The organism is Phocaeicola sp. (assembly GCF_057861905.1).
The window spans coordinates 1-23707 of the sequence record NZ_DBMACV010000055.1; the positions used below are offsets into that span (position 1 = coordinate 1).

Below are 23707 nucleotides of genomic sequence, written 5' to 3' on the forward strand. Positions count from 1 at the left end.
ATCGAGATTATCTTCTGAATATCGCTGCCTGAAAAAGTTAACTACACTCTTATCGTTGATAAAGAAAAGAGGGTGAATCGCGTATTACGACACACCCTCACGTTTTTATAGGAATGTCAGGAGGAAAAAAGTTATCCACGGTTCACCTGTTTTACTCCTTTGACAGTCTTTATTTTCTTGATAAGCGATTCCAGTTTCGACGTATCATCTACCATTACAGTAAGCATGCCAGAGAATAATCCGTCGTGAGAATCTATGCTGATAGACCGCAATAAGATATTGCTTTCCTTATTGATAATAGACGTAATGTTAGTCACAATACCTATATCATCATGTCCCACAATACGAAGTGTGATAGGATACTGCTTTCCCTGACTCTTTCCGGCCCAGCGTGCACGGACAATACGATAAGGAAAACGGGCTTTCATTTCTTTGGCGTTCGGGCAGTCGCAACGATGTATCTTGATACCTCCCGATATTGTTACAAAGCCGAACACATCATCACCGTAAATCGGGTTACAGCATTTGGCCAGATTAAAATCAAGTCCTTTTAAGTTCTGGTCTATCACCAGTACGTCATCTTTGTAATAATCTTTACCATCTGTACTTTGCTGTATATTGAACCCTTCGGCGCTGCGGTAAGTTATTTCTTCACGTTGTTCGGTTTCCTTGCGCTGCATCTCCACATACCGGTCAATGATGTCGTTCACATCAAGTGTTTCGTTGGCAATACTTTGATAAAAGTCGGTTACCGTTTTGAAGCCCAGCTTTTTGATTAGTCGCATCAAGATGGCCTCATCATATTCCAGTTTGCGGTTCTTAAACTTACGCTCCAGCGTTTCTTTGGCAAATTCAGTCTGGCGTGCTACCATTTCCTTCAGAGCCTGACGTATTTTAGTCTTGGCCTTCGAGGTGGTGACAAAGTTCAGCCAGTCACGTTTCGGCGTTTGAGTGCTTGATGTCGTGATTTCTACTTGGTCACCACTGTTTAGCGTCTGTTTCAACTGAACATTTCTTCCGTTTACTTTAGCACCAATACAACGGCATCCCAAATTTGTATGAATGGCAAATGCAAAATCGAGTACGGTAGCTCCCTGTGGGAGTTTGTATAAATCACCCTTCGGGGTAAAGACAAATACTTCATCTTTATATAAATCGAGTTTGAACTGATCCATTGCCTCCATATCACTGTCGGCATTCTCCAGTGTTTCCCGAATAGAATTCAGCCACTCATCCAGTCCGCTTTCTCCTTTTATACCTTTATATCTCCAGTGAGCAGCGAGTCCTTTTTCTGCAATTTCGTCCATACGTTCGGTACGTATCTGTACTTCCACCCATTTTCCTTCCGGTCCCATAACGGTGATATGTAAAGATTCATAACCGTTACTTTTTGGTACAGACAGCCAGTCGCGCAAGCGCTTGGGGTTAGGCAGATACATATCAGTGACGATAGAATATGCTTGCCAGCATTCCTGCTTTTCTTTATCCAATGGAGAATCAAGAATAATTCGGATGGCAAACAAATCGTACACACCTTCGAACGGACATCCCTGTTTCTTCATCTTCTGGTAAATGGAATGGATAGATTTGGTACGTCCCTTGATGTGGAATTTCAGTCCACTTTCCTCCAGCTTTTTCTTTACCGGTTCGATAAAGGCATCAATATAACGGTCACGCGCAGCCTTTGTAGCATTCAGCTTATCTTTGATATGATAATATACGTCATGCTGTGTATATTTCAGCGACAAGTCTTCCAGTTCCGATTTCAACTTGTATAGTCCTAATTTATGTGCCAGTGGAGCATATAGATACGCAGCTTCATTCGACACTTCCAGTCGGGCTTCCTCGTTGGTACTGTCTTTTATCTGGCGCATCAGATTTACACGGTCGGCTATCATAATAAGGATAACCCGCATATCTTCGGCAAAGGAGAGAAGCAAGTTTCGGAAGTTTTCTGATTCAATGGTCGGACTTTTGGAATAAAGTTCGTTTATTTTTACCAGTCCATGTATAATTCCAGCAACATCTTCACCATACATTTGCTTGATAGACTCCAGACTGCAAAGATTATATTTAACAGATTCGTGTAGCATAATACCCAAAATGGAAGCGCGCCGCATACCTATTTCTTCGGCTACGATAACTGCTGTTTGCATGTCTTTTATAATCGGATTCATGCCAAAGGCATTGCGCGGTATGCTACCTGCCGACATTACTTGAACCAGATGTTTCTTTAAGTTACTGCAGTCATCTTTTTGCAAAGTATCTCCTGACAGTTGCAATAATCTTTTGTATAGAGAAATCAACAGTTTGTGTTCGTCCGGTGTAAAAAAAACTTGTTCGTCCATAGTCTTTCTAGTTTTGTTGAGAATCTGTTTGTTGTAAATTGAAACTCTTTTTTAACTTAAAGGAGAAAAAAGAGGAATTCCTGACAGCTTCTGTGGGTAAAGATAGTTTTTTTCTTCTTTTATTGTTACAAACTTAATGGTTTTTTTATACTTTTGAGGTGGAATCGATTTGTAAATGAATATTTATCACTTAAATTTATCATAATATGTTAACACACGAAGACAAAGAATTACTCGCAAAGAAAGGAATTTCTGAAGAACAGATTGCAGAACAATTAGCTTGTTTCGAAAAAGGATTCCCCTATTTGCAGTTGGCTGCAGCTGCGTCGGTAGACAACAACGGAATTATGATTGCTGATGCCGATGCTCAGAAAAAATATCTGGCAGCATGGGATGCGTATAAAGACACTGACAAAAAAATTGTAAAATTCGTGCCTGCTTCGGGAGCTGCAAGCCGTATGTTTAAGAATATGTTCGAATTCTTGGGAGCAGACTATGATGAGCCTACCACCGATTTTGAAAAGAAATTCTTCGATCATATTCATAATTTTGCATTTTACAATGATTTGAATGCTGTATGTCTTGATAACACAGGTAAAAATATTGATGCTCTGTTGTCGGAACATAATTATAAGGCAGTGGTAGCCAATTTGCTGGAATCTGCTGGCCTGAATTATGGTTCTTTGCCTAAAGGATTACTTAAATTCCATCGTTATACCGATGGAGTGCGTACTCCGCTGGAGGAGCATTTAGTTGAAGGTGCACTTTATGCAGCAGGAAAAACAGGTAAGGTGAATGTACATTTTACTGTTTCGGGAGAACATCGTGCATTGTTCCAGAAACTTGTAGATGCCAAGGTTGCCGAATATGCCAAGAAATACGGTGTAGAATATAACATCAGTTTTTCTGAGCAGAAGGCAAGTACTGATACAATTGCGGCAGATATGGAGAACAAGCCGTTCCGCGATAACGGTAAATTGTTGTTCCGTCCGGGTGGTCATGGAGCATTGATTGAGAATCTGAACGATCTGGATGCTGATATCGTATTTATCAAGAATATCGATAATGTAGTGCCCGACCGTCTGAAAGGCGATACGGTAACTTATAAAAAATTGCTTGCCGGCGTATTGGTCACACTTCAGAAACAGGCATTCGATTATCTGGAACTGCTTGATAGCGGTCACTATAGCCATGAACAGCTCGAAACTATTATCCGTTTCGTTCAGCAGCAGTTGCGTTGCCGTAAGAGTGATATTAAAGATTTGGAGGATGCCGACCTTGTTATTTACCTGCGCAAGAAACTGAATCGCCCGATGCGTGTATGCGGTATGGTGAAAAATGTAGGCGAACCGGGTGGCGGTCCGTTCTTGGCTTATAATCCGGATGGAACTGTTTCACTTCAGATTCTGGAAAGTTCTCAGATTGATATGAAAGATCCGGAAAAGAAGGCTATGTTCGAGAAAGGTACTCATTTCAATCCGGTAGACTTGGTTTGTGCCGTACGCGACTATAAGGGAAATAAATTCAACTTGTTGCAGTATGTAGATAAGGCAACAGGATTTATCTCTTATAAATCGAAGAATGGTAAAGACCTGAAGGCTTTGGAACTGCCGGGCTTGTGGAATGGTTCAATGAGCGACTGGAGCACTGTCTTTGTGGAAGTTCCGTTGAGCACATTCAATCCGGTAAAAACGGTCAACGATTTGTTGCGTGAACAACATCAGTAAATCATTAATTTAGAATATTGCATCCGGCATGGAATCAGACGCTGTAACGTTTGCTCCGTACCGGATGCTTTGTTTTTGATTTATACTTCCCATCTGTCTATTTGGCGCAACAGACGTGTAAGAGCTGATTTGCACGATTCAGGATAGAAGAGTGTATAGGAGAACCATAGCTTCTGATTGCGGACATATTTGGCATAATAGCGAGATCCTTCTATTTTGTTTCCGTTTTCATATACAGGGCCACTGAGAATAAAAGAGTCGCGTAACAGTTGCTGGTCTTCAGCATGCAGTTGAGTGGCCAGTTCTTTCATTTTTACTTTTACCGGACTTGTGTCAGGCGCTTTCAATACGGAACATTCGATGACAAAACGTTCGTTATTCCAGTATCCCAAACGTACAAAGCCTTCATTGGCTACTTCTTTTGAAAAGAATTCCGGATAGTGAATGCAGTATCCGTAAAAACTGTCGCAATAAGTTTTCATCGGAGCATCGTTTATCAGTTCAGCCAAAACTTCCTGATAACTGCGGAAGCCGTTGGGCTTTCTTGACAAGTTGATACCTACCATAAAGCCGGTCAGTATGATGATTACAACAATCAGTTTTCTCATAACTTTATTCCCCACTTATTATTTGTTTTTATATGCAGCCTTTGCTGGAAGGTACTTCGTAGTGATAGATATCTCTTCTGACTGCCATTTTAATGCTTCGCGCCAGAGCCTTGAATATGCCTTCTATCTTATGGTGCTCGTTCTGACCTTCTGCTTTGATATTCAAATTCATACGTGCGGAGTCACTTAGTGATTTGAAGAAATGGAGAAACATTTCAGTAGGCATCTCACCAATCTTTTCACGTTTGAATTCTGCATTCCAGACCAGCCAGGGGCGTCCTCCGAAATCGAGAGCTACCTGACACAGACAGTCATCCATAGGCAGGCAGTAGCCGTATCTTTCAATTCCTCTTTTACTGCCCAGGGCTTGATGCAGGCATTCTCCCAATGCAATGGCCGTATCTTCTATGGTATGATGTTCATCCACTTCCAGATCACCTTTCACGCGAATAGTCAGATCTATACCGCCGTGTTTTCCGATTTGCTCCAGCATGTGGTCAAAAAATCCCAGTCCGGTACTGATGTCACAGTTTCCGTTTCCGTCCAGGTTGAGGCGTATATAGATATCGGTCTCTTTTGTCGTACGGCGTACTTCAGCAATCCGTTCTCCGGCAAAGAGAAATTCGGTTACCTTATCCCAGTCAGTTGTAGCAAGAATACAGCAATCTTGCAGTTTCTTGTCAGTCAGTACACTACGATCTTCTTGCAGTAGAATGGCTTTACATCCCAGATTATATGCCAGTTCTACGTCGGTAGCCCGGTCGCCTATGACGAAACTGCCGTTCAAATCATACTCCTCATTATTCAGGTAGTGAGTAAGCATGCCTGTTCGTGGCTTTCGGGTTGGCGCATTGTCTTCGGGAAAACTTCGGTCGATAAGTACTTCATCGAACGTGATACCTTCGTTGGCAAATGTTTTCATAACCAGATTATGTACGGGCCAGAACGAATTTTCGGGGAAAGACGGGGTTCCTAATCCATCCTGATTGGTCACCATGACAAACTCAAAGTCGAGATTCTGCCGGATAAAATGCAGGTTACGGAACACCTTGGGATAAAACTCCAGCTTTTCGAATGCATCCAACTGATAGTCGGTTGGAGGTTCGATGACCAATGTGCCGTCGCGGTCTATAAACAATACTTTCTTTTTCATGATAATTCCGGATTATATTGTTTTAAAGCCTCAAGCAAAGCATCGTTCTCAGGACGGGTACCGATGGTGATGCGCAAACATTCGTGACACAGGGTAACGCCGGAACGGTTGCGGACAATGATCCCTTTACTTACCAGATAGTCGTAAATAGCCTTTGCATTGGTTACTCGGGTCAAAAAGAAATTGGCATCGGTGGGGTAGATATGAACACAGCATGGCAATTTGCCGAATTCTTTGATCATACGCGTACGTTCATTGAGCAACGACTGTACCCATCTCTGAACTTCGTAATGTTTATGCATCATCTGAATGGCTTCCTGCTGCGTAAGCCGGTTGACGTTATACGGATATTTTATTTTACTGAGTATGCCGATTATTTCAGGTGAGGCAAATGCCATGCCCAGACGGATAGCTGCACATCCCCATGCTTTCGAGAATGTTTGAAACACAATCAAATTAGGATATTCTTTCAGTTTCCCGATCAGGGAAGGCTCATCGGAAAAGTCTATATAAGCTTCATCGACAATAACCAGTCCCTGAAACTTATTTAGCAGGGTAATAATTTCCTTATGGAACAGATTATTTCCTGTCGGGTTATTGGGTGAACAGAGGAAAATCAGTTTGGTATTTTCGTCTGAGGCAGCCAGCAGTTCATCGGCTTTAAACTGAAAAGAATGGTCGAGCAATACTTTCCGGTATTCTACGTCGTTTACGTCAGCACATACTTCGTACATGCCATATGTCGGATCGATGGCAACAACATTGTCGATGCCGGGACGGCAGAAAGCACGGTATACTAAATCGATGGCTTCATCACTTCCATTGCCTAAAAAGATTTGGTTAGGATTTACCTTTTTTATCAATGCGATCATATCCTTCAGTTCCCGTTGAAGCGGATCAGGATATCGGTTATTGGGAGTGTTATACGGATTTTCATTGGCATCCAGAAAAACGGAAGCCTCTTTTCCGCTATATTCATCACGTGCCGAAGAGTAGGGTTTCAGTGCCCATATATTCGGTCGTGTCAGTTCTTTCAGCGATTTCATAACTATCTTGTCGGTTAAAGTTTCTCATTAAGTCGTACTGTTACAGCGTTCTTATGAGCGTCGAGATGCTCATTGGCAGCCATAACCTGAATAGCTGGTCCGAGAGCCGCTATTCCTTCACGAGTTATTTCCTGGAAGGTTATCTTGCGGATAAAGCTGTCCAGACTTACTCCACTGTAAGCTTTTGCATAACCGTTGGTTGGCAGCGTATGATTGGTTCCCGAAGCATAGTCGCCCGCACTTTCAGGGGAGTATGATCCCAAAAATACCGATCCGGCATTGACAACCTTGCAGGCTATATCCATATAGTCTTGGGTTTCGACAATCAAGTGTTCGGGAGCGTATTCGTTGATCATGTCGATTGCTTCCTGCATATCTCTTACCAGAATAAGTTTGCTCGACTGAAGTGATTTTTCGGCAAGTGCCTTACGTGGAAGTTCTGCCAGTTGGCGGTCGACTTCCATGGCTACTTTGTCTATCAATGCTTCAGAGGTTGTTATCAGCATGGCCTGACTGTCGGCACCATGTTCGGCCTGAGAGAGAAGATCGGACGCAACAAATACCGGATTGGCTGTTTCGTCGGCAAGTACGGCGACTTCCGATGGTCCGGCTGGCATATCGATAGCTACATCGCGCAAGGCCACCTGTTGTTTGGCAACTGTAACAAATTGATTGCCTGGTCCGAATATTTTATAGACCTTCGGTATGCTGCTGGTACCGTATGCCATGGCTCCGATAGCTTGTACTCCACCGGCCTTGAATACTTTTTTTACACCGGCGGCACGTGCAGCATATAAGATAGCTGGATGAATGTTGCCTTCACGGTCGGGAGGAGTACATAGTATAATTTCCTTACATCCGGCTATCTGCGCTGGAGCGGCAAGCATCAGTACTGTAGAAAAGAGAGGTGCTGTACCACCCGGAACGTAAAGTCCTACTTTTTCTATGGCAACGGCTTTTTGCCAGCAGGTAACACCTGGTAGTGTTTCTACTTTCTTACCTTCAAATTTTTGGGCAGCATGAAACGTACGGATATTATTTAGTGCCAGCATAATAGCTTCTTTCAACTGGTTATCGACTGCTTTTTCTGCATCGTCGAACTCTTTTTCTGTTACTTCCAGTGAACTTAGTTTTACTTTATCAAACTGTTCTTCGAAACGGATAACAGCAAGGTCGCCTTCTGCCTGTATTTTTTTCAGCATATCGCAAACTGTTTCGCGAATATCTTCTGTGTGCAGTGCAGAGCGTTTCAGGAGAGAGTTCCATTCCCGGCGTTCAGGATAACGTATGATATTCATAGCTTTGTGCGTTTTAAGAATTCATTGAATTATAAAATCATTTTTTCAATGGGCAGTACCAGAATGCCTTGTGCTCCCAGGGCTTTCAGTTTGCCAATAATTTCCCAGAAACATTCCTGGTCTATTACAGTATGTACACTGCTCCATCCTTCTGTAGCAAGTGGCATGATAGTTGGGCTTTTTATACCTGGCAGAACAGCAGTGATTTCCTTAACCTTATCGGTTGGGGCATTCATCAGTACATATTTTTTATCTTCAGCAGCTTTGACAGCTTCTATCCGGAACAGAAACTCATTTAATATCTCTTTTTTCTCTGGTGTCAGGTTGGGATTACCTATCAGCAATGCTTCACTTTTCATGACAACTTCCACCTCTTTCAAGTTGTTGCTTATCAGAGTGGAACCGGAACTTACAATATCGAATATCGCATCCGAAAGTCCTATGCCGGGAGCAATTTCTACCGATCCGGTAATGACGTGGATATCCGACTTTATACCTTGTTCTTTCAGATAGTTTTGCAGGATGCCCGGATAGGATGTCGCAATTTTTTTACCATTGAACCATGATGGACCACTATATTCTTCTTCTTTATGTATCGCCAGCGATAATCTGCATTTACTGAATCCTAAGCGATAGATAAGATCGGCTTTCTCGGCGCGTTCGACAAACTCGTTTTCGCCTACGATGCCTAAATCGGCAACTCCGCTTGCTACGCTTTGGGGAATATCGTCATCGCGCAGGAAAAGAACCTCAATCGGAAAGTTAGACGACTGTGTAAGTAAGGTACGTTTGGAAGTAGAAAGTTTAATATCTGCTTCAGCAAACAAGGCCATTGTATCTTCAAACAGACGGCCTTTTGATTGGACGGCAATTCTAAGCATATTCTATCAATTTTAAATTATCGAATAAAAAAAGGCTTACCGTAATACGGCAAGCCTTTATATTTCTGTAACTGTACGACACATCAGCCTACCGTATGTTTACGTCAGGTGCATGATGGTGGCGGATAGTCAGATTATTATTCATATTAGGTTTTGTTTTCTTTATTTGTGGCAAATATAAACTGTTTAAATATAAAATCCAAATAATTGTCAGGAAAACTTAGTTTTTGCTTTCAGTTTTCATTTCTTCTTAATCTTGGAGATACTTCATGGGATTGATTTCCCCATTTTCTATTTTCATAAAAACAGCTTTTGCCTGTTCAAGAAAATGTGTGTCATTGTGGAACGGTGTATTTTCCTGTTCCTCTTTTTTCAGCGATTCTGGAGAGAAGATAGACCCTCGTACCAGATAAGTCAGCATATCTTCATCCTGTCCGCTCCGATAATAACAGTAGGCTGTCAGATAATAATTGCCATGCATTGTTTCAGGGGCAAGTTTTTCTTGTTCCTTGAAGCAGCTTAGCGCCTGCTGCCAGTATTCATAGCGGAAATAAGCATTTCCTGCATAAGAAATTGCTTCTGCTTCGTTTTCGGCAAACAGCCGACCGTAATGAAAAGCCTGCTGAGCATCTTCTGGTTTGCCTTTAGTCAGTTGTAGTTCTCCCCTTAGCAGATATAAATCACTGTTGTGGTTATCGTATGCCAGTCCTTGTTCTATATCTTCTTCGCAAGCCTGAACATTGCCGAGTTGCAGATGCGAGTACCCTTTTTTATGATACAGAGAAGCCATCTCAAAATCAGTCAGATTATTGCTTACCGTAATTTTGTCGGCATACTCCAGCACTTTCTGATAATTTTGTGTGATAAAGTATATCGACATAATTATATTCTGAATATACGGTTTCTCTGTTGTATATTTTTCTATATAAAAAAGACAGTCCAAGGCTTGTTCTATTTCGTTTTCCAGCAGTAAGGCATTACTTTTCAGCTCCCACGTAATCAGGTTGGTATCGTCTATAGCCATGGCAAAATCAATAGCCTCCATTGCCTTTTCCGGTTTATACATGCGCAGATAGCATCGTATCAGGTTATGCCAGAAATCGATGGTATAAGGAGCTTCGTCGAGCAGGCGATTGTATAAGTTGGCTGCTTCTTCCGGATTGCCAAAGCTGAAATGATAAGACGCCAGTTCTTCCAATACTCCCAGATTGTCGGGGGCTTCGCTGACGGCCTTTTGCAGCCAGGAGTAAGCATTTTTCTTTTGATGCTCATCCATGTACAAGTGAGCGATATCGAGCATGGTGTCTATATCCTTCTCATCCTGATAAAGCTGGTTCAATAATTCATCAGCTTCCTGATTTCGCTTCTGTGCCAGATAAAGTTCAGCCTGCAGCAATCTTACTTCATAATCGCTTTGGTCTGTTATAGAATTCAGTACTTCCTGTGCTTCGGTAGTATATCCCTTGACTATCAGATTATGGCATTTGAATATCAATATGTCCAGGTTGTCGGGATGAAGTGACAGGCCGTAGTTTACCACCTCTTCGGATGCTCTGATATTTCCCATACTGGCATAGAATTCAGCCAATAAGGTAATTTCATCCGGTTCCAGATAAATAGTGGTATGATTGTTTATCATATCCGAATATTTAGCCAGCAGTTGCTTGAACTCCGGTTTATGGAAGATTGAAGACAAGTCGTCCTTCATAATTTGATGGTTTTTTAAAGAGATATAAATAAAAACGCAGATTACGCAAATTCATGTTCCCATTTGGGTATGTGTACAGTTTTTGCGCAATCTGTGTTTCTTACTTTTTATACCAGCCGGTATAAATGCTTATTTATTGATTTTGCTCCAGGTATCTTTCAGTGATACGGTACGGTTGAATACCAAATGTTCTGGAGTTGAATCTTTATCGACATTGAAGTATCCGATACGTTGGAACTGCAAGTAATCGAGCGGTTTGGCATCTGCAAGGAATTTTTCTACATAGCAATCCTTCAGTACTTTCAGTGAATCCGGATTGATCATTTCTTTCATCGCTTCCAGTGCCGAGCAGTTCTTTGCTTCACGGATAGCAGCCATTTCATCGCGCGGATTTTCAACCTTCCACAAGCGGTCGTACAAGCGTACTTCTGCTTTCAGGCAATGATTGCAGCTTACCCAGTGCAATGTACCTTTTACTTTGCGGTTAGCTTCCGGCATTCCGCTCTTGGTATTCGGATCGTATTCAGCGTATACTTCTACAACATTTCCGTTTTCGTCTTTCTTGCATCCTGTACATTTCACGATATATGCATTCTTCAAGCGGACTTCCTGTCCCGGAGTCATGCGGAAGAATTTCTTTGGAGCGTCTTCCATAAAGTCGTCACGCTCCATCCACAGCTCGCGACTGAATTCGATAGTATGAGTAGGAGAGTTCGGGTCTTCCGGATTGTTGATAGCTTCCATCTCTTCTACTTTATCTTCCGGATAATTGGTAAGAATCAGTTTTACCGGATTCAGAACGGCCGAAACACGTGTAGAACGTGCGTTCAGGTCTTCACGGACAGCACTTTCCAGTAATGCGAAGTCATTCAGAGCATCGTAAGTAGTATAGCCGATTTTATCGATAAACTTGCGGATTGACTCAGGAGAATATCCTCTGCGGCGGAAAGCGCAGATAGTCGGCATACGAGGATCGTCCCAGCCGTTTACCAGTCCTTCTTTTACCAGAATCAGCAGGTTACGTTTACTCATCAAGGTATAGCTGAGGTTCAGCTTGTTGAATTCATACTGATGAGGGCGGTTGTCATCGAGGTCTTTTCCGTCTTTTACCCAGTCGACGAACAAATCGTACAGCGGGCGATGTACCACAAATTCCAGTGTACATAATGAATGTGTTACGCCTTCGAAGAAGTCGCTCTGTCCGTGTGCAAAGTCATACATCGGATATGCTTTCCATTTATCTCCTGTACGGTGATGAGGCGTTTTGACAACACGGTAAATAATCGGGTCGCGGAAGTGCATGTTCGGATTTGCCATATCGATTTTGGCGCGAAGTACCATTTTACCTTCTTCTATTTCACCGTTGTTCATTTTTTCGAACAAGGCAAGGCTTTCTTCTATCGGGCGGTTACGGTATGGGCTTTCTACTCCGGGCTGTGTAGGAGTACCTTTTTGGGCAGCAATTTCTTCCGAAGTCTGTTCGTCAACATACGCCTTTCCTTCTTTGATGAGGCGAATAGCAAAGTCCCACAACTGTTGGAAGTAATCGGAAGCATAATATTCGTGTCCCCACTGGTAGCCCAGCCACTGTATGTCTTCTTTTATAGCTTCTACATATTCTACATCTTCTTTGGTAGGGTTGGTATCATCGAAGCGCAGATTGCATACACCTCCATATTTCTGGGCGATACCGAAGTCCATGCAGATGGCCTTAGCATGGCCAATGTGTAAATATCCGTTTGGTTCAGGCGGGAAGCGGGTTTGTATTCTTCCTCCGTTTTTTCCCTCCTTTAAATCTTTTTCTACAATTTGCTCAATAAAGTTCAGACTTTTCTTTTCAGAACTTTCCGTTACTTTCATTTCTGTCATAGCGTTTTCGTTTTACACTTTTGTTTGCAAAAATAATGATTCTTTCCTGAACTACCTATAAAAGGAAGATGATACTAACGGTTAAATTATAAAATAACTTCTGTAGGGGGCGAGAGGGGATAGAGTGACTATTCAAAAAAAGATGCTGTATGCAGGGAAAAAAATCACAGACTGTTCTGCGTGTAAACCAACAGACTATAAGAGCTTGGAAACGTGAAAAAGTACTGACAAAATCTGTTTTACAAGAAATCTCAGATAATTTGTAAAAAGTACTGAATAATAATATTGTATACAAAATGTAGAAAAACTCTTGTTGTCGTTCTGTTTTAAGAAATATTTCTTATCTTTGTAATACTATTAAAGAATGAGGACTTGACAGAATGTTAGCAAAGAAAAACGCTAAACATGTTTTAAGACATAGTTTTTTATTTGTTTAGTTCAAAAAAAGCCCGCATCTTTGTAGCGTTATCCTGAAAACAATCTTTTTACCTTAAAAAAAACTAATACCTATTGAAAACTTAAAAAAGCTTCTTTGTGAAAAGAGGCTTTTTTTATTGCCTTTTTGTGAGCTTTTAAGCGAAGATTTCTTTTACTGCTATTCCATTGGGGCTGGTTCCGTTCAGCTTTTTTATATAAGAAATAAAAAAATCCTTGAATTTTTGTGTGAAGACGACAGAGGAATTTTGGGGGCGTTTCTATCCGATAACTCGAAGTGTCGGTGAATATTCTTTCTAAATCCATACGTATTTGGACGAGTTTCATTATTTTTGAAAACTTTTCTCAACATAATGCAAGATACAATAAACAAGAACTTCCAAAAAATAGAATATTATGGCTCAACCGTTGGCTGAACGTATGCGTCCGAAAACACTGGACGACTACATAGGGCAAAAACATCTGGTAGGAGAAGGAGCGGTGTTGAGACGGATGATTGACTCCGGCCGCATATCTTCTTTTATATTGTGGGGGCCTCCGGGCGTAGGGAAGACTACGCTGGCAAAGATTATTGCCAATCGCCTGGAAACTCCTTTTTATACATTGAGTGCTGTGACATCGGGAGTGAAGGATGTGCGCGATGTAATCGACAAGGCAAAGAGTAACCGTTTCTTCTCGCAGCAGAGTCCGATTCTTTTCATTGATGAAATACACCGGTTTAGCAAGTCGCAGCAGGATTCATTGCTGGGAGCTGTTGAAACGGGAGTGGTTACCCTGATAGGAGCAACCACCGAGAATCCTTCGTTCGAAGTCATCCGTCCGCTGCTTTCACGTTGCCAGCTTTATGTGTTGAAGTCGCTTGAAAAGGATGACTTGCTCGAATTGCTGCATCATGCGATAACTACAGATGCTATATTGAAGGAGAAGCAGGTGGAATTGCGTGAAACGGATGCCATGCTGCGTTATTCGGGAGGAGATGCCCGAAAGCTGCTCAATATATTGGAGCTGGTGGTAGAAGCAGATGATGCGGTTCCGGTAGTCGTTACTGATGAGAAAGTAGTGGAGCGCTTGCAGCAGAATCCGCTGGCTTACGACAAGGACGGGGAAATGCACTATGATATTATTTCTGCTTTTATCAAGTCTATCCGGGGAAGCGATCCGGACGGGGCGTTGTATTGGCTGGCGCGTATGGTAGAAGGTGGGGAAGACCCTGCTTTCATTGCCCGGCGTCTGGTCATTTCTGCTTCGGAAGATATCGGATTGGCCAATCCCAATGCACTGCTTCTGGCAAATGCTGCCTTCGATGCCGTGATGAAGATAGGATGGCCCGAAGGCCGTATTCCGCTGGCTGAGGCTACGGTTTACTTGGCTACGAGTCCGAAAAGTAATTCGGCATATGCAGGAATCAATTCTGCACTCGAGCTGGTACAGCAGACAGGAAACCTTCCGGTTCCGCTGCACTTGCGCAATGCACCGATCAAGTTGATGAAGCAATTGGGATATGGCAAGGACTATAAGTATGCTCATGCTTATAAAGGTAACTTTGTACGGCAGCAGTTTTTACCCGATGAAGTGCAGCAGCAACGCCTCTGGCATGCACAGGAAAATGCTTCGGAAGCAAAACTGAAAGAGCGGATGATACAGTTATGGGGCGATCGGTTTAAAGAATAAACAAGAATGTGATGCATATGAAGATAGTTGTATTGGATGCTTATACACTGAATCCGGGTGAAAGAAGATGGGAAGAACTGGAGGAACTGGGAGAAGTTGTGGTACACGACCGTACTTCACAGTTAGAGGTCGTGCGTCGGGCTGAGGATGCTGACGTGGTGCTGACCAACAAGACGGTGCTGAATGGATTTATTTTGAAGCAGCTGCCTAAGTTAAAGTATATAGGAATCTTGGCAACCGGATATAATGTAGTCGATCTGGATGTGGCGCGTCAGCAGGAAATTGTGGTAACGAATATTCCGGCTTACAGTACGCTTTCGGTTGCCCAGATGGCGATTGCTCATCTTTTGAATATTACGCAGCAGGTGGCACATTATGCCAACGAGGTTCAGAACGGAGTATGGAGTGCGCAGTCGGATTTTTGTTACTGGAATACTCCGCTGGTTGAACTGGCGGGAAAGAAAATGGGTATTGTTGGCTTTGGAAATACGGGACAGGCTACGGCACGGATAGCCGAGGCATTGGGAATGGATATTCTGGTGTTTACCAGCAAGTCGAAGAAGGCCCTCCCGAAAAAGTATCAGAAAGTGACGCTGAACGAGCTGTTTTCGTTGAGTGATGTAGTAAGTTTGCATTGTCCGCTGACTTCGGAGAATAAAGAAATGGTCAATTCGTTTCGTCTTTCGCTGATGAAGCAGGGAGCTATTCTGATTAATACAAGCCGTGGCGGACTGATAGATGAAAAAGCATTGGAGCGGGCTTTGTTGAGTGGCAAGCTGCTGGGAGCCGGACTGGATGTGCTTTCCTCGGAACCGCCTTCTACAGGCAATCCGTTGCTGAAGTTGAAGAACTGCTTTATTACTCCTCATATAGCGTGGGCAACCCGTGAGTCGCGTACACGGTTGATGAATCAGGCGGTGGAGAACCTGAAAGCATGGATGGAAGGAAATACTATTAATAATGTACTTGATATATGACAAAAGAAGAACGTATACAGAAAGCCGTAGCTTTCTTTAAAGAAGGGTATAACTGTTCGCAGTCGGTGGTCGCTGCGTATGCCGATTTGTATGGATTTACTCACGAGCAGGCCTTACACATGGCTGCTTCGTTTGGTGGTGGAATTGGCCGGATGCGCGAAACGTGTGGAGCTGCATGTGGAATGTTTCTGCTGGCCGGACTGGAACGTTGTGCTCTCGAAGGGGCAGACCGTGAAGGTAAAGCTGCCAATTATGCGCTGGTACAGGAGCTGGCCGAGAAGTTCCGTCAGGAAACAGGTGCCCTGCGTTGTGCCGATCTGCTGGGACTTTCGAAGAAAGAACCGGTTGTTTCTACTCCCGAAGCACGTACGGCACAGTATTATGCCAAGCGTCCGTGTGCCCGGATGGTAGAAACGGCAGCCCGTCTGTTTGGTGACTTTTTGGAAAAAGAAGGCAAACTTTAAGCGGATTTTACGCTGTTGTGGCTCTTCGCTCCTTTCACCATTAGCCTTGTGCAGGCTCGTGTTGGGTGAAAGAAGTGAAGAGCTTTCTTTTTTCTCTGCCGGCAATCGGGGTAATTTGTCGAGATGTTTTTTTATTTTTTGTACAAAAACTTATTTTTTTTGTACAAAAAATGATGGCTTTTTCAGGGAGTCTGTGCATTTTTCTGCCGACGTAATATCTATATTTTCAGATAAAATGTCATATGTTTGATGCAGAAATAGTTTTTTTTGAATAAAAAAAGGTCGAATTCAAAATATTTTTCCATAAAAAAAACGCCTCACGCTTTTTTTCGTTAAATTTGCATTGCAATGCACACAAACACTTCTCAGGTTGGAGAAGTCAAAATATTACAGTTTTTAAAGTAGAGAACTATGTTACAAGAAAAAGCAGGTGCTATCGCCGGACAAATCTGGGAAGCACTAAATGGAAATGAAGGAATGACTCAGAAGGGACTTAAGAAAGCCGCTAAACTGAGAGCGGATAAAGATTTGTTCCTCGGATTGGGTTGGTTATTGAGAGAAGACAAGATTGAAACAAGCGAAGTTGAAGGCGAATTATTTATCAAGTTGAAATAAGTAAGATCTTGAAGTTTCTAAAAATGCGTTGAAACGCCCGGAGAAAATAGGACCGGGGTTACAACGCATTTTTTTTGTGCTATCCGATATAATAGCTCAATTCGATATATAATGCAGTATGTTGTCCTTGCATACTTTCGTCAAACTGGATTTTTCCTTCACAGGCCAGCCAGCCGATAGCGGCATTCAAATCCCTGTCACGTAGTCCGGTTGCTTTTTTCAGTTCCTGATACTCCCATTTTCTGTTATCTCCGTGCAGCAGACGCCATACTGCTTTTGCACATTCTGCAATGCTTTGTGTATTCATAATTGTGTATTTTTTGTTGGTTAATTAAGGGTCGACTTGAAAATATATTTCTTATTAATCTATTACAAAAATAGTATTTTTTGTGAGAAAATCCAATTTATTTGTAATTTTGTCTGCTAAAAATAGAAAAACTGTATATGTATACAAGAAAAGAACAGATGGAAGCATTCGGGCGGTTGCTTGACGTGCTTGACGAGTTACGAGTAAAATGCCCGTGGGACAGGAAGCAGACCAACGAAAGTTTGCGCCCCAATACGATAGAAGAAGTGTACGAGCTGTGTGATGCCTTGATGAAGAATGACCAGAAAAATATCTGCAAGGAGCTGGGGGATGTACTGTTGCATGTGGTGTTTTATGCTAAAATTGGCAGTGAAACCGGTGCGTTCGATATAAAAGATGTATGCGATAAACTTTGTGATAAGCTGATATTCCGTCATCCTCATGTGTTTGGTGAGGTCAAGGCTGATACGGCTGAGCAGGTATCGGAGAACTGGGAACAGATAAAGCTGAAGGAAAAAGATGGAAACAAGTCGGTACTGAGTGGGGTGCCTGATGCGCTTCCTTCACTGATCAAGGCTTATCGTATACAGGATAAGGCTCGTAATGTTGGTTTCGACTGGGAAGAACGTGAACAGGTGTGGAGCAAGGTAAAGGAAGAAATCGGTGAGTTTGAGGCTGAGGTGGCTACCATGGATAAGGAGAAAGCAGAAGCCGAATTTGGAGATGTGATGTTCAGCCTGATCAATGCGGCTCGTTTGTATAAGATTAATCCGGATAATGCGCTGGAGCATACAAACCAGAAGTTTATCCGTCGTTTCAATTATCTGGAGGAGCATACAATTAAGCAGGGGAAAAATCTGCACGATATGTCGCTGGAAGAAATGGATGCTCTATGGAACGAAGCCAAGCAAAAAGGACTGTAACGAAGAAATCTGTTGCTGAATGAAATGGAAAGATCGGATTGGGGCACGATATAATGCCTGAATCCGGTCTTTTCATTTGGTTTATTTTTTCTTCTTGGGCTTGAGGAGTTCTCTATGGAATTTCATTTCTGCCCGTTGTATTTCATAGATTTTCTTGGCAGTGAGGAATTTCTTGTATTTTCGGACGTAATCTAAGTCGAGCTGGTCGATTTGGATTCGTGTCTGTACTATATCTTCTACGATTTCGTTGTATTCTTCTTCACTTACGTTTTCTTGTTTCCCTTTTCTGATTTTATGCCAGGCTTCTTTGTTGAGGGATGTTTTCTTGTCCTGCAACTCGAAATAGAGTGGGAAGAATTGTTTTGCTTCTTTGGCTGTAAGGTTTGCTTTTTCGGTAATGAACTTTTCTTGTACCTTGCGGAATTCTTCTTTGCTCAATTGGGCCTTTTGTGCTTGCAAGCTGCCGCAAAAGCCAATGAGTAGGGCAAGTATATAAAATAGTTTTTTCATCTCAGTTCAGTTTATTTTAATTGTAAATATTAGTTTCGGCATCAGTCAGATAGCGATATAGCTCATAATCGTCCATCATTGTTTGGTTTACGATCGGATCGATGTATTCATCGGGTATTTCGGTATAGCTTCCTATTTCAGTTTCTGCATCCTGAGTGTGTTGTTGTCCTCCCATAAAGGTACGGACGGTAAACATTAATCCTACGAACATGGCAGCCATGTATATCCACGGTTTAATGCGATCCCATATCTTGATTTCGGGTTCGGGCATAACTTCTTTTTCAGGAAGTTGCTCCATCAGCCTTTCGTTGAAGTCCTGAAAATATCCTTCGGGAACGGTGAAAGGGTTCTTTCTTCCATATTTGCTTAGTAAATCTTTATCTTCCTTCATAGTATGTTATCCTCCTTTATTTTCTTAGATAGCTGTTTGTCCATAAGGTTTAATCGTTTTGGCTTAAAAATTCTTCTATTTTTTTTACGGCATGATGGTATGAAGCCTTGAGGGCTCCTACGCTGGTTCCCAGAATGTCGGATATCTCTTCATATTTCATTTCCTGAAAGTACTTCAGGTTGAAGACCATACGTTGTTTTTCGGGTAGGGCTTGAATAGCCTTCTCGAACAATAGTTGTGTCTGGTCGCCGTCAAAGTAAGGGTCACTTTCCAGTTTGTTCAGTGCAACTGCTTCTGCATCGTCGATGGAAAGTTGATTCTGTGCGCGTTGTTTGTTCAGGAAATTCAGACTTTCGTTCAGAGCAATACGGTATAGCCAGGTAGAAAGCTTGGCTTCTCCCCTGAAATAATTCAGGTTACTCCATGCCTTGATGAAAGTATTTTGCAGTAAATCGTTTGCATCGTCGTGTGAGAGGACCATTCGCCTGATTTGCCAGTACAGTTGTTCGCTGTAGGCTTTAACTACTTCTCCAAAAGCCTCGCGCTGCGTTTCCGGATATTGTAGTCGGTCGATTACATCTTCCTCGTTGTATGTATTCATATTCTTTTAACTTCTTTGTTTCCGTTATTTTTAGATTGGTATGTTGCCACAGGGTTTAAGTCGGTTGAGTTTTATTAACTTCTTTCTTTTACAATATGATATTCATGTTTTCTTGTGCCAGTATTGTATTGGGAAAGATGGCTTGGGCTTCCTGTAGCAAAGGCCCTTCGTCTTCGTATCTGGCCGAAAAATGTCCGATAACCAGCCGTTTTACTTCTGCATCGCGGGCAATGGTTGCCGCCTGTCCGGCAGTGGAGTGCATAGTCTGGCGGGCACGGGCTGCTTCCGTATTGGCGAAAGTGGCCTCGTGGAACAGAAGATTTACGCCTTTTATCTGTTCGGTAATGCGTGGCAGATAGGAGGTATCCGAGCAGTATGCGTACGAACGGGGAGGATCGGAAGGAATGGTCAGGCGTTCGTTGGGAATGACTGTTCCTTCTTCTGTGGTATAATCTTCTCCATTCTTTATGCGATTAATCATGCATATCGGGATTTTGTAAAAGTCTATCATATCACGCTTTATATGATTGGGTGTAGGTTTTTCGCGAAAAAGGAAGCCGCACGTCGGCAATCGGTGTCGTAGAGGAATGGTTTCTACCGTGACAGAACGGTCGTCGTATATAATTTGCTGTTCTTTCGGGTTGAAAGTATGAAAGATGACGTTATAGGGCATGCCTTTGCAAAAAAAGTCAATGTGTGGGGTGAGCAGTCTTTCCAGTTCGGGATGGCAGTAAATATGTAAGTCGGCTGTGCGTTCCAGCATGCCGAATGTCGATATAAGTCCCATCAGACCAAAGCAATGGTCTCCGTGCAGATGTGAAATGAATATATGGTTCAGGCGGCTGAACTTTAGTCGTGAACGCCGTAATTGTACCTGTGCACCTTCTCCACAATCTATCATGAATAGTTTTTCCCGGATGTTCACTACTTGTGAGGTTGCCATGTGTCGTGTAGTCGGCAGGGCAGACCCGCATCCCAATATGTTTACTTCAAATTTTTCCATACAAACAAAGATACGCAAAGGTAAGCGGAGCGGCAAATGAAAAACGTAGTTTTTCGGTTTAACTCTTTTGGAGCGTATTTTATCTTGATAAAGATTGAAGTGTTGACGGGAAATAGGGGAAGAACCTTAAAGGCATTTGGGAGAGGAAATAAAAAAAGGGACTATGCATAGCACAATCCCCTTTTCCAATATGACGAATTAAAGAATTATTTCTTTCCTTCCAATTGTTCTTTCAAAGCAGCCAAAGCGTCGATGTCGCCCAGAGTTGTAGAAGCAGCCTGGTTCTGAATCATCGGAGTTTCTTCTTTCTTAGAAGACTTCTTAGAAGCTTTCTTTTCTGCTTTTTCTTCTGCCTTAGCAGCATCTTCGAAGATACGGCTGTGAGACAAGATGATACGTTTTGCATCTTTGTTGAATTCGATTACCTTGAACGGAAGCTTTTCGTCAAGCTGAGCCTGTGAACCGTCTTCCTTAACCAAGTGTTTCGGAGTAGCGAAACCTTCAACGCCATAAGGCAATGCTACTACAGCACCCTTATCCAACATTTCGATGATAGTACCTTCGTGGATAGAACCTACAGTAAATACTGTTTCGAATACATCCCATGGGTTTTCTTCCAACTGCTTGTGACCAAGGCTCAAACGACGGTTTTCTTTGTCGATTTCCAAAACAACAACGTCGATGTCTGCACCAATCTGAGTAAATTCAGAAGGATGTTTGATCTTCTTAGTCCAAGACAGGTCAGAGATGTGGATCAAGCCGTCTACACCTTCTTCGATTTCTACGAATACACCGAAGTTAGTGAAGTTACGTACTTTAGCAACATGCTTAGAACCTACAGGATATTTTTCTTCGATAGTTTCCCATGGATCTGGTTTCAGCTGTTTGATACCCAAAGACATCTTGCGTTCTTCGCGGTCCAGAGTCAGGATTACAGCTTCGATTTCGTCGCCTACTTTCATGAAGTCCTGAGCAGAACGCAGGTGCTGTGACCAAGACATTTCAGAAACGTGGATCAAACCTTCTACGCCCGGAGCGATTTCGATGAATGCTCCATAGTCAGCCATAACGACAACTTTACCTTTAACGTGATCGCCAACCTTCAAGTTTGGATCAAGGCTATCCCATGGGTGCGGAGTCAACTGCTTCAAACCTAAAGCAATACGTTTCTTTTCATCATCGAAGTCGAGGATAACTACGTTCAACTTCTGATCCAGAGAAACAACTTCACGCGGATCGCTTACACGGCCCCAAGACAAGTCTGTGATGTGGATCAAACCGTCTACGCCGCCCAAGTCGATGAATACACCGTATGATGTGATATTTTTAACAGTACCTTCAAGTACCTGACCTTTTTCAAGTTTGCTGATGATTTCTTTCTTCTGCTGTTCCAGTTCAGCTTCGATAAGAGCTTTGTGAGAAACAACAACGTTTTTGAATTCCTGGTTGATTTTAACAACTTTGAATTCCATAGTCTTACCTACGAATACATCGTAGTCGCGGATAGGTTTCACATCAATCTGAGAACCCGGCAAGAATGCTTCAATACCGAATACATCAACGATCATACCACCCTTAGTGCGGCACTTGATGTAACCCTTGATGATTTCTTCGTTTTCAAGAGCAGCGTTAACACGATCCCAAGAACGAGTAGCGCGAGCTTTCTTGTGTGACAGAATCAACTGTCCTTTTTTGTCTTCCTGGTTTTCGATGTATACTTCTACAGTATCACCAACTTTCAAATCAGGATTGTAGCGGAATTCGCTCAACGGAATGATACCGTCTGATTTGTAGCCAATGTTAACTACAACTTCGCGTTTGTTCATTGCGATTACAGTACCGTCTACAACCTCACGGTCGTTTACCTTGTTCAAGGTGCTGTCATAAGCTTTTTCAAGATCTTCTTTGCTTACGTTGGTTACTGCATCACCGCTTTCATAAGCATCCCAATTGAAGTCTTCAATCGGAGTAATGTTTTTTAAGTTTTCCATTAAAATAAATTGTTTGTAAATAACTAATTGTGTTAGACTTTATATTGTTTATATAAATCGGCTGCAAAAGTACAATAAAATCCTGAATGATACAACTTTTCCTGTTTTTTTTCGTAAAAACTTCGGAAGGGACCGGCGTAAAAGAAGCCACAAAGTTTCATTAAGATATTTCTGTTGTAAAACTTTGTGGCTCTTTTGTATGTATAAATTGGAATTTAATTCTGCTTAGTCTTCGAGTGAGTAATCTATGGTAGTAACTACACGTACCTTTTTTATATAAGGAGTATTTGCGTCACGATCGGAAATACTGAATTGTCCTTGGTTGGCATGTCGGATTTTTCCCAACTTGCTGTCGGAGTCTTTTGCAAATTTTTCGGCGGCTTGCCGTGCATTTTTGGTTGCCTCTTCTATCATTTGCGGTTTGATAGTGTTAAGTCCTGTATATTCATATTGGACATTGTACCGATAGTCGCCTCCTGTTACAGCAATTCCTCGTTTCAGTAATTCACCTTGTTCGGCAATGAGGCTTCTTACCAAATCCACTTTGTTGGAGGTTACAGTAATAACTGTTGTTACGTTATATCGGTAAGGACTGTTGTCGCTGTTGCTATATCGTTCGGCTTTCAGGTCGATAATCTCAGGTGCATTGATGCTGATTTCTTTTTCATCTATACCTTTCTCCTTCAGAAATTGAGTAATAGTGGCATTTGAATTTTTAATGTTGTCGTATAAGGCATTCAAGTCATTGCCTAAGCTTTTATACATCAATGGCCATATGACTTTGTCGGCAGGAACTTCCATTTCAGCAAGTCCCTTTACATTTACACTTCTGTCACGCTCTGCAAATGAGTTGAATCCTCTTTGGATGCATATTCCTAAAAGGAGCAATCCGATGGCGAGGATAAGCGATTCGATTCTGAAATTCTTCATAATGGTTTCTTTTTAAGGGTTAGTGATAAGATATTAGATTGATAAAACTAATATAACAAATTAAGGTTATAGGTGTTGCTTCTGTTTGGTTTTATTAATGATTTTAGGGAATAATAAAAAAGGCCATACATAAAATGTATGACCTTTTGGAGAGCGGAAGACGGGACTCAAACCCGCGACCCTCAGCTTGGAAGGCTAATGCTCTATCGACTGAGCTACTTCCGCAATTTTAGTGGGCAAAGATGGATTCG

At 42.3% G+C, this 23707-nt stretch carries 21 protein-coding genes and 1 tRNA gene; 6 read left to right on the plus strand and 16 right to left on the minus strand.

Annotated features, from left to right (window positions below; genetic code table 11):
- Window positions 1-131 precede the first annotated feature (131 nt).
- Complete coding sequence (locus ACZM60_RS10765) at window positions 132-2348, minus strand: RelA/SpoT family protein (protein ID WP_021971786.1); 2217 nt, start codon at window positions 2346-2348, stop codon at window positions 132-134.
- A 206-nt stretch (window positions 2349-2554) separates the two neighbouring features.
- Between ACZM60_RS10765 and ACZM60_RS10770 the strand changes: the two genes are divergently transcribed.
- Window positions 2555-4075, plus strand: coding sequence for a DUF4301 family protein (locus ACZM60_RS10770; protein WP_021971787.1), 1521 nt, complete (start codon window positions 2555-2557; stop codon window positions 4073-4075).
- An 80-nt stretch (window positions 4076-4155) separates the two neighbouring features.
- Here ACZM60_RS10770 and ACZM60_RS10775 read toward each other — a convergent pair whose 3' ends face one another.
- From ACZM60_RS10775 to ACZM60_RS10805, 7 genes are all read right to left on the minus strand, one after another.
- On the minus strand, window positions 4156-4683 hold the full coding sequence (locus tag ACZM60_RS10775; protein WP_489521499.1) for a hypothetical protein: 528 nt from the start codon (window positions 4681-4683) through the stop codon (window positions 4156-4158).
- A gap of 28 nt (window positions 4684-4711) precedes the next feature.
- Window positions 4712-5836, minus strand: coding sequence for a bifunctional histidinol-phosphatase/imidazoleglycerol-phosphate dehydratase HisB (gene hisB, locus ACZM60_RS10780; RefSeq protein WP_489521500.1), 1125 nt, complete (start codon window positions 5834-5836; stop codon window positions 4712-4714).
- A complete protein-coding gene (hisC, locus tag ACZM60_RS10785) occupies window positions 5833-6882 on the minus strand; it encodes a histidinol-phosphate transaminase (RefSeq protein WP_489521501.1) in 1050 nt (349 codons plus the stop codon). The genes hisB and hisC overlap by 4 nt, the downstream gene beginning before the upstream one ends.
- Window positions 6883-6896: 14 nt before the next feature.
- A complete protein-coding gene (hisD, locus tag ACZM60_RS10790; RefSeq protein WP_489521502.1) occupies window positions 6897-8180 on the minus strand; it encodes a histidinol dehydrogenase in 1284 nt (427 codons plus the stop codon).
- A gap of 29 nt (window positions 8181-8209) precedes the next feature.
- Complete coding sequence (gene hisG / locus ACZM60_RS10795) at window positions 8210-9061, minus strand: ATP phosphoribosyltransferase (RefSeq protein WP_021971792.1); 852 nt, start codon at window positions 9059-9061, stop codon at window positions 8210-8212.
- Window positions 9062-9311: 250 nt separating this feature from the next.
- Window positions 9312-10769, minus strand: coding sequence for a tetratricopeptide repeat protein (locus tag ACZM60_RS10800; RefSeq protein WP_489521503.1), 1458 nt, complete (start codon window positions 10767-10769; stop codon window positions 9312-9314).
- Between the two features lie 129 nt (window positions 10770-10898).
- Entirely contained in the window at window positions 10899-12638 is a 1740-nt protein-coding gene (locus tag ACZM60_RS10805; protein WP_021971794.1) for a glutamine--tRNA ligase/YqeY domain fusion protein, read from the minus strand.
- A gap of 831 nt (window positions 12639-13469) precedes the next feature.
- On the opposite strand from ACZM60_RS10805, the gene ACZM60_RS10810 reads away from it, so the two are divergent.
- From ACZM60_RS10810 to ACZM60_RS10825, 4 genes are all read left to right on the plus strand, one after another.
- Window positions 13470-14744, plus strand: a complete 1275-nt coding sequence (locus ACZM60_RS10810) for a replication-associated recombination protein A (protein WP_489521504.1) — start codon at window positions 13470-13472, stop codon at window positions 14742-14744.
- Between the two features lie 17 nt (window positions 14745-14761).
- Window positions 14762-15721: a D-2-hydroxyacid dehydrogenase gene (locus tag ACZM60_RS10815; RefSeq protein WP_418587334.1), complete on the plus strand. Its 960-nt coding sequence runs from the start codon at window positions 14762-14764 to the stop codon at window positions 15719-15721.
- Window positions 15718-16185: a C-GCAxxG-C-C family protein gene (locus ACZM60_RS10820; protein WP_021971797.1), complete on the plus strand. Its 468-nt coding sequence runs from the start codon at window positions 15718-15720 to the stop codon at window positions 16183-16185. Before ACZM60_RS10815 ends, ACZM60_RS10820 begins: the two co-directional genes overlap by 4 nt.
- Window positions 16186-16596: 411 nt before the next feature.
- The gene (locus ACZM60_RS10825) at window positions 16597-16800 is read left to right on the plus strand and encodes a winged helix-turn-helix domain-containing protein (protein WP_021971798.1); all 204 of its coding nucleotides are present in this window, start codon (window positions 16597-16599) and stop codon (window positions 16798-16800) included.
- A 79-nt stretch (window positions 16801-16879) separates the two neighbouring features.
- Here ACZM60_RS10825 and ACZM60_RS10830 read toward each other — a convergent pair whose 3' ends face one another.
- Window positions 16880-17107: a winged helix-turn-helix domain-containing protein gene (locus ACZM60_RS10830; protein ID WP_021971799.1), complete on the minus strand. Its 228-nt coding sequence runs from the start codon at window positions 17105-17107 to the stop codon at window positions 16880-16882.
- A 137-nt stretch (window positions 17108-17244) separates the two neighbouring features.
- Here ACZM60_RS10830 and mazG point away from each other — a divergent pair, with 137 nt between their 5' ends.
- Entirely contained in the window at window positions 17245-18030 is a 786-nt protein-coding gene (gene mazG / locus ACZM60_RS10835) for a nucleoside triphosphate pyrophosphohydrolase (RefSeq protein ID WP_021971800.1), read from the plus strand.
- An 81-nt stretch (window positions 18031-18111) separates the two neighbouring features.
- Here the strand turns inward: mazG and ACZM60_RS10840 are convergent, their stop codons facing one another.
- The 7 genes from ACZM60_RS10840 to ACZM60_RS10870 all read right to left on the minus strand — a co-directional run bounded on the left by ACZM60_RS10840 (window position 18112) and on the right by ACZM60_RS10870 (window position 23681).
- Entirely contained in the window at window positions 18112-18540 is a 429-nt protein-coding gene (locus ACZM60_RS10840; protein ID WP_021971801.1) for a hypothetical protein, read from the minus strand.
- Window positions 18541-18556: 16 nt separating this feature from the next.
- Window positions 18557-18931 (minus strand): hypothetical protein, encoded by a 375-nt coding sequence (locus ACZM60_RS10845; RefSeq protein WP_340320153.1) that lies wholly within the window; start codon window positions 18929-18931, stop codon window positions 18557-18559.
- Between the two features lie 49 nt (window positions 18932-18980).
- Entirely contained in the window at window positions 18981-19532 is a 552-nt protein-coding gene (locus ACZM60_RS10850; RefSeq protein ID WP_489521505.1) for an RNA polymerase sigma factor, read from the minus strand.
- Window positions 19533-19620: 88 nt separating this feature from the next.
- A complete protein-coding gene (locus ACZM60_RS10855) occupies window positions 19621-20535 on the minus strand; it encodes a ribonuclease Z (protein ID WP_489521506.1) in 915 nt (304 codons plus the stop codon).
- Between the two features lie 206 nt (window positions 20536-20741).
- Window positions 20742-22526 carry a 30S ribosomal protein S1 gene (gene rpsA, locus ACZM60_RS10860; protein WP_340320156.1) on the minus strand — a complete coding sequence of 595 codons (1785 nt, stop codon included), beginning with the start codon at window positions 22524-22526 and terminating at the stop codon, window positions 20742-20744.
- Between the two features lie 225 nt (window positions 22527-22751).
- Window positions 22752-23456: an SIMPL domain-containing protein gene (locus ACZM60_RS10865; protein ID WP_021971616.1), complete on the minus strand. Its 705-nt coding sequence runs from the start codon at window positions 23454-23456 to the stop codon at window positions 22752-22754.
- A 152-nt stretch (window positions 23457-23608) separates the two neighbouring features.
- Window positions 23609-23681: transfer RNA gene (locus tag ACZM60_RS10870), tRNA-Gly, on the minus strand.
- Window positions 23682-23707: the final 26 nt, after the last annotated feature.

Bases quoted from the DNA above. Each gene is read 5' to 3' on its own strand.
- ACZM60_RS10850 (WP_489521505.1), bottom strand. From the start codon at position 19,532: ATGAATACATACAACGAGGAAGATGTAATCGACCGACTACAATATCCG.
- ACZM60_RS10855 (WP_489521506.1), bottom strand. From the start codon at position 20,535: ATGGAAAAATTTGAAGTAAACATATTGGGATGCGGGTCTGCCCTGCCG.
- ACZM60_RS10770 (WP_021971787.1), top strand. From the start codon at position 2,555: ATGTTAACACACGAAGACAAAGAATTACTCGCAAAGAAAGGAATTTCT.
- ACZM60_RS10825 (WP_021971798.1), top strand. From the start codon at position 16,597: ATGTTACAAGAAAAAGCAGGTGCTATCGCCGGACAAATCTGGGAAGCA.
- hisC (WP_489521501.1), bottom strand. From the start codon at position 6,882: ATGAAATCGCTGAAAGAACTGACACGACCGAATATATGGGCACTGAAA.
- hisG (WP_021971792.1), bottom strand. From the start codon at position 9,061: ATGCTTAGAATTGCCGTCCAATCAAAAGGCCGTCTGTTTGAAGATACA.
- ACZM60_RS10805 (WP_021971794.1), bottom strand. From the start codon at position 12,638: ATGACAGAAATGAAAGTAACGGAAAGTTCTGAAAAGAAAAGTCTGAAC.
- hisD (WP_489521502.1), bottom strand. From the start codon at position 8,180: ATGAATATCATACGTTATCCTGAACGCCGGGAATGGAACTCTCTCCTG.
- ACZM60_RS10765 (WP_021971786.1), bottom strand. From the start codon at position 2,348: ATGGACGAACAAGTTTTTTTTACACCGGACGAACACAAACTGTTGATT.
- ACZM60_RS10845 (WP_340320153.1), bottom strand. From the start codon at position 18,931: ATGAAGGAAGATAAAGATTTACTAAGCAAATATGGAAGAAAGAACCCT.
- ACZM60_RS10840 (WP_021971801.1), bottom strand. From the start codon at position 18,540: ATGAAAAAACTATTTTATATACTTGCCCTACTCATTGGCTTTTGCGGC.
- rpsA (WP_340320156.1), bottom strand. From the start codon at position 22,526: ATGGAAAACTTAAAAAACATTACTCCGATTGAAGACTTCAATTGGGAT.
- ACZM60_RS10865 (WP_021971616.1), bottom strand. From the start codon at position 23,456: ATGAAGAATTTCAGAATCGAATCGCTTATCCTCGCCATCGGATTGCTC.
- ACZM60_RS10800 (WP_489521503.1), bottom strand. From the start codon at position 10,769: ATGAAGGACGACTTGTCTTCAATCTTCCATAAACCGGAGTTCAAGCAA.
- mazG (WP_021971800.1), top strand. From the start codon at position 17,245: ATGTATACAAGAAAAGAACAGATGGAAGCATTCGGGCGGTTGCTTGAC.
- ACZM60_RS10820 (WP_021971797.1), top strand. From the start codon at position 15,718: ATGACAAAAGAAGAACGTATACAGAAAGCCGTAGCTTTCTTTAAAGAA.
- ACZM60_RS10810 (WP_489521504.1), top strand. From the start codon at position 13,470: ATGGCTCAACCGTTGGCTGAACGTATGCGTCCGAAAACACTGGACGAC.
- ACZM60_RS10830 (WP_021971799.1), bottom strand. From the start codon at position 17,107: ATGAATACACAAAGCATTGCAGAATGTGCAAAAGCAGTATGGCGTCTG.
- ACZM60_RS10775 (WP_489521499.1), bottom strand. From the start codon at position 4,683: ATGAGAAAACTGATTGTTGTAATCATCATACTGACCGGCTTTATGGTA.
- hisB (WP_489521500.1), bottom strand. From the start codon at position 5,836: ATGAAAAAGAAAGTATTGTTTATAGACCGCGACGGCACATTGGTCATC.
- ACZM60_RS10815 (WP_418587334.1), top strand. From the start codon at position 14,762: ATGAAGATAGTTGTATTGGATGCTTATACACTGAATCCGGGTGAAAGA.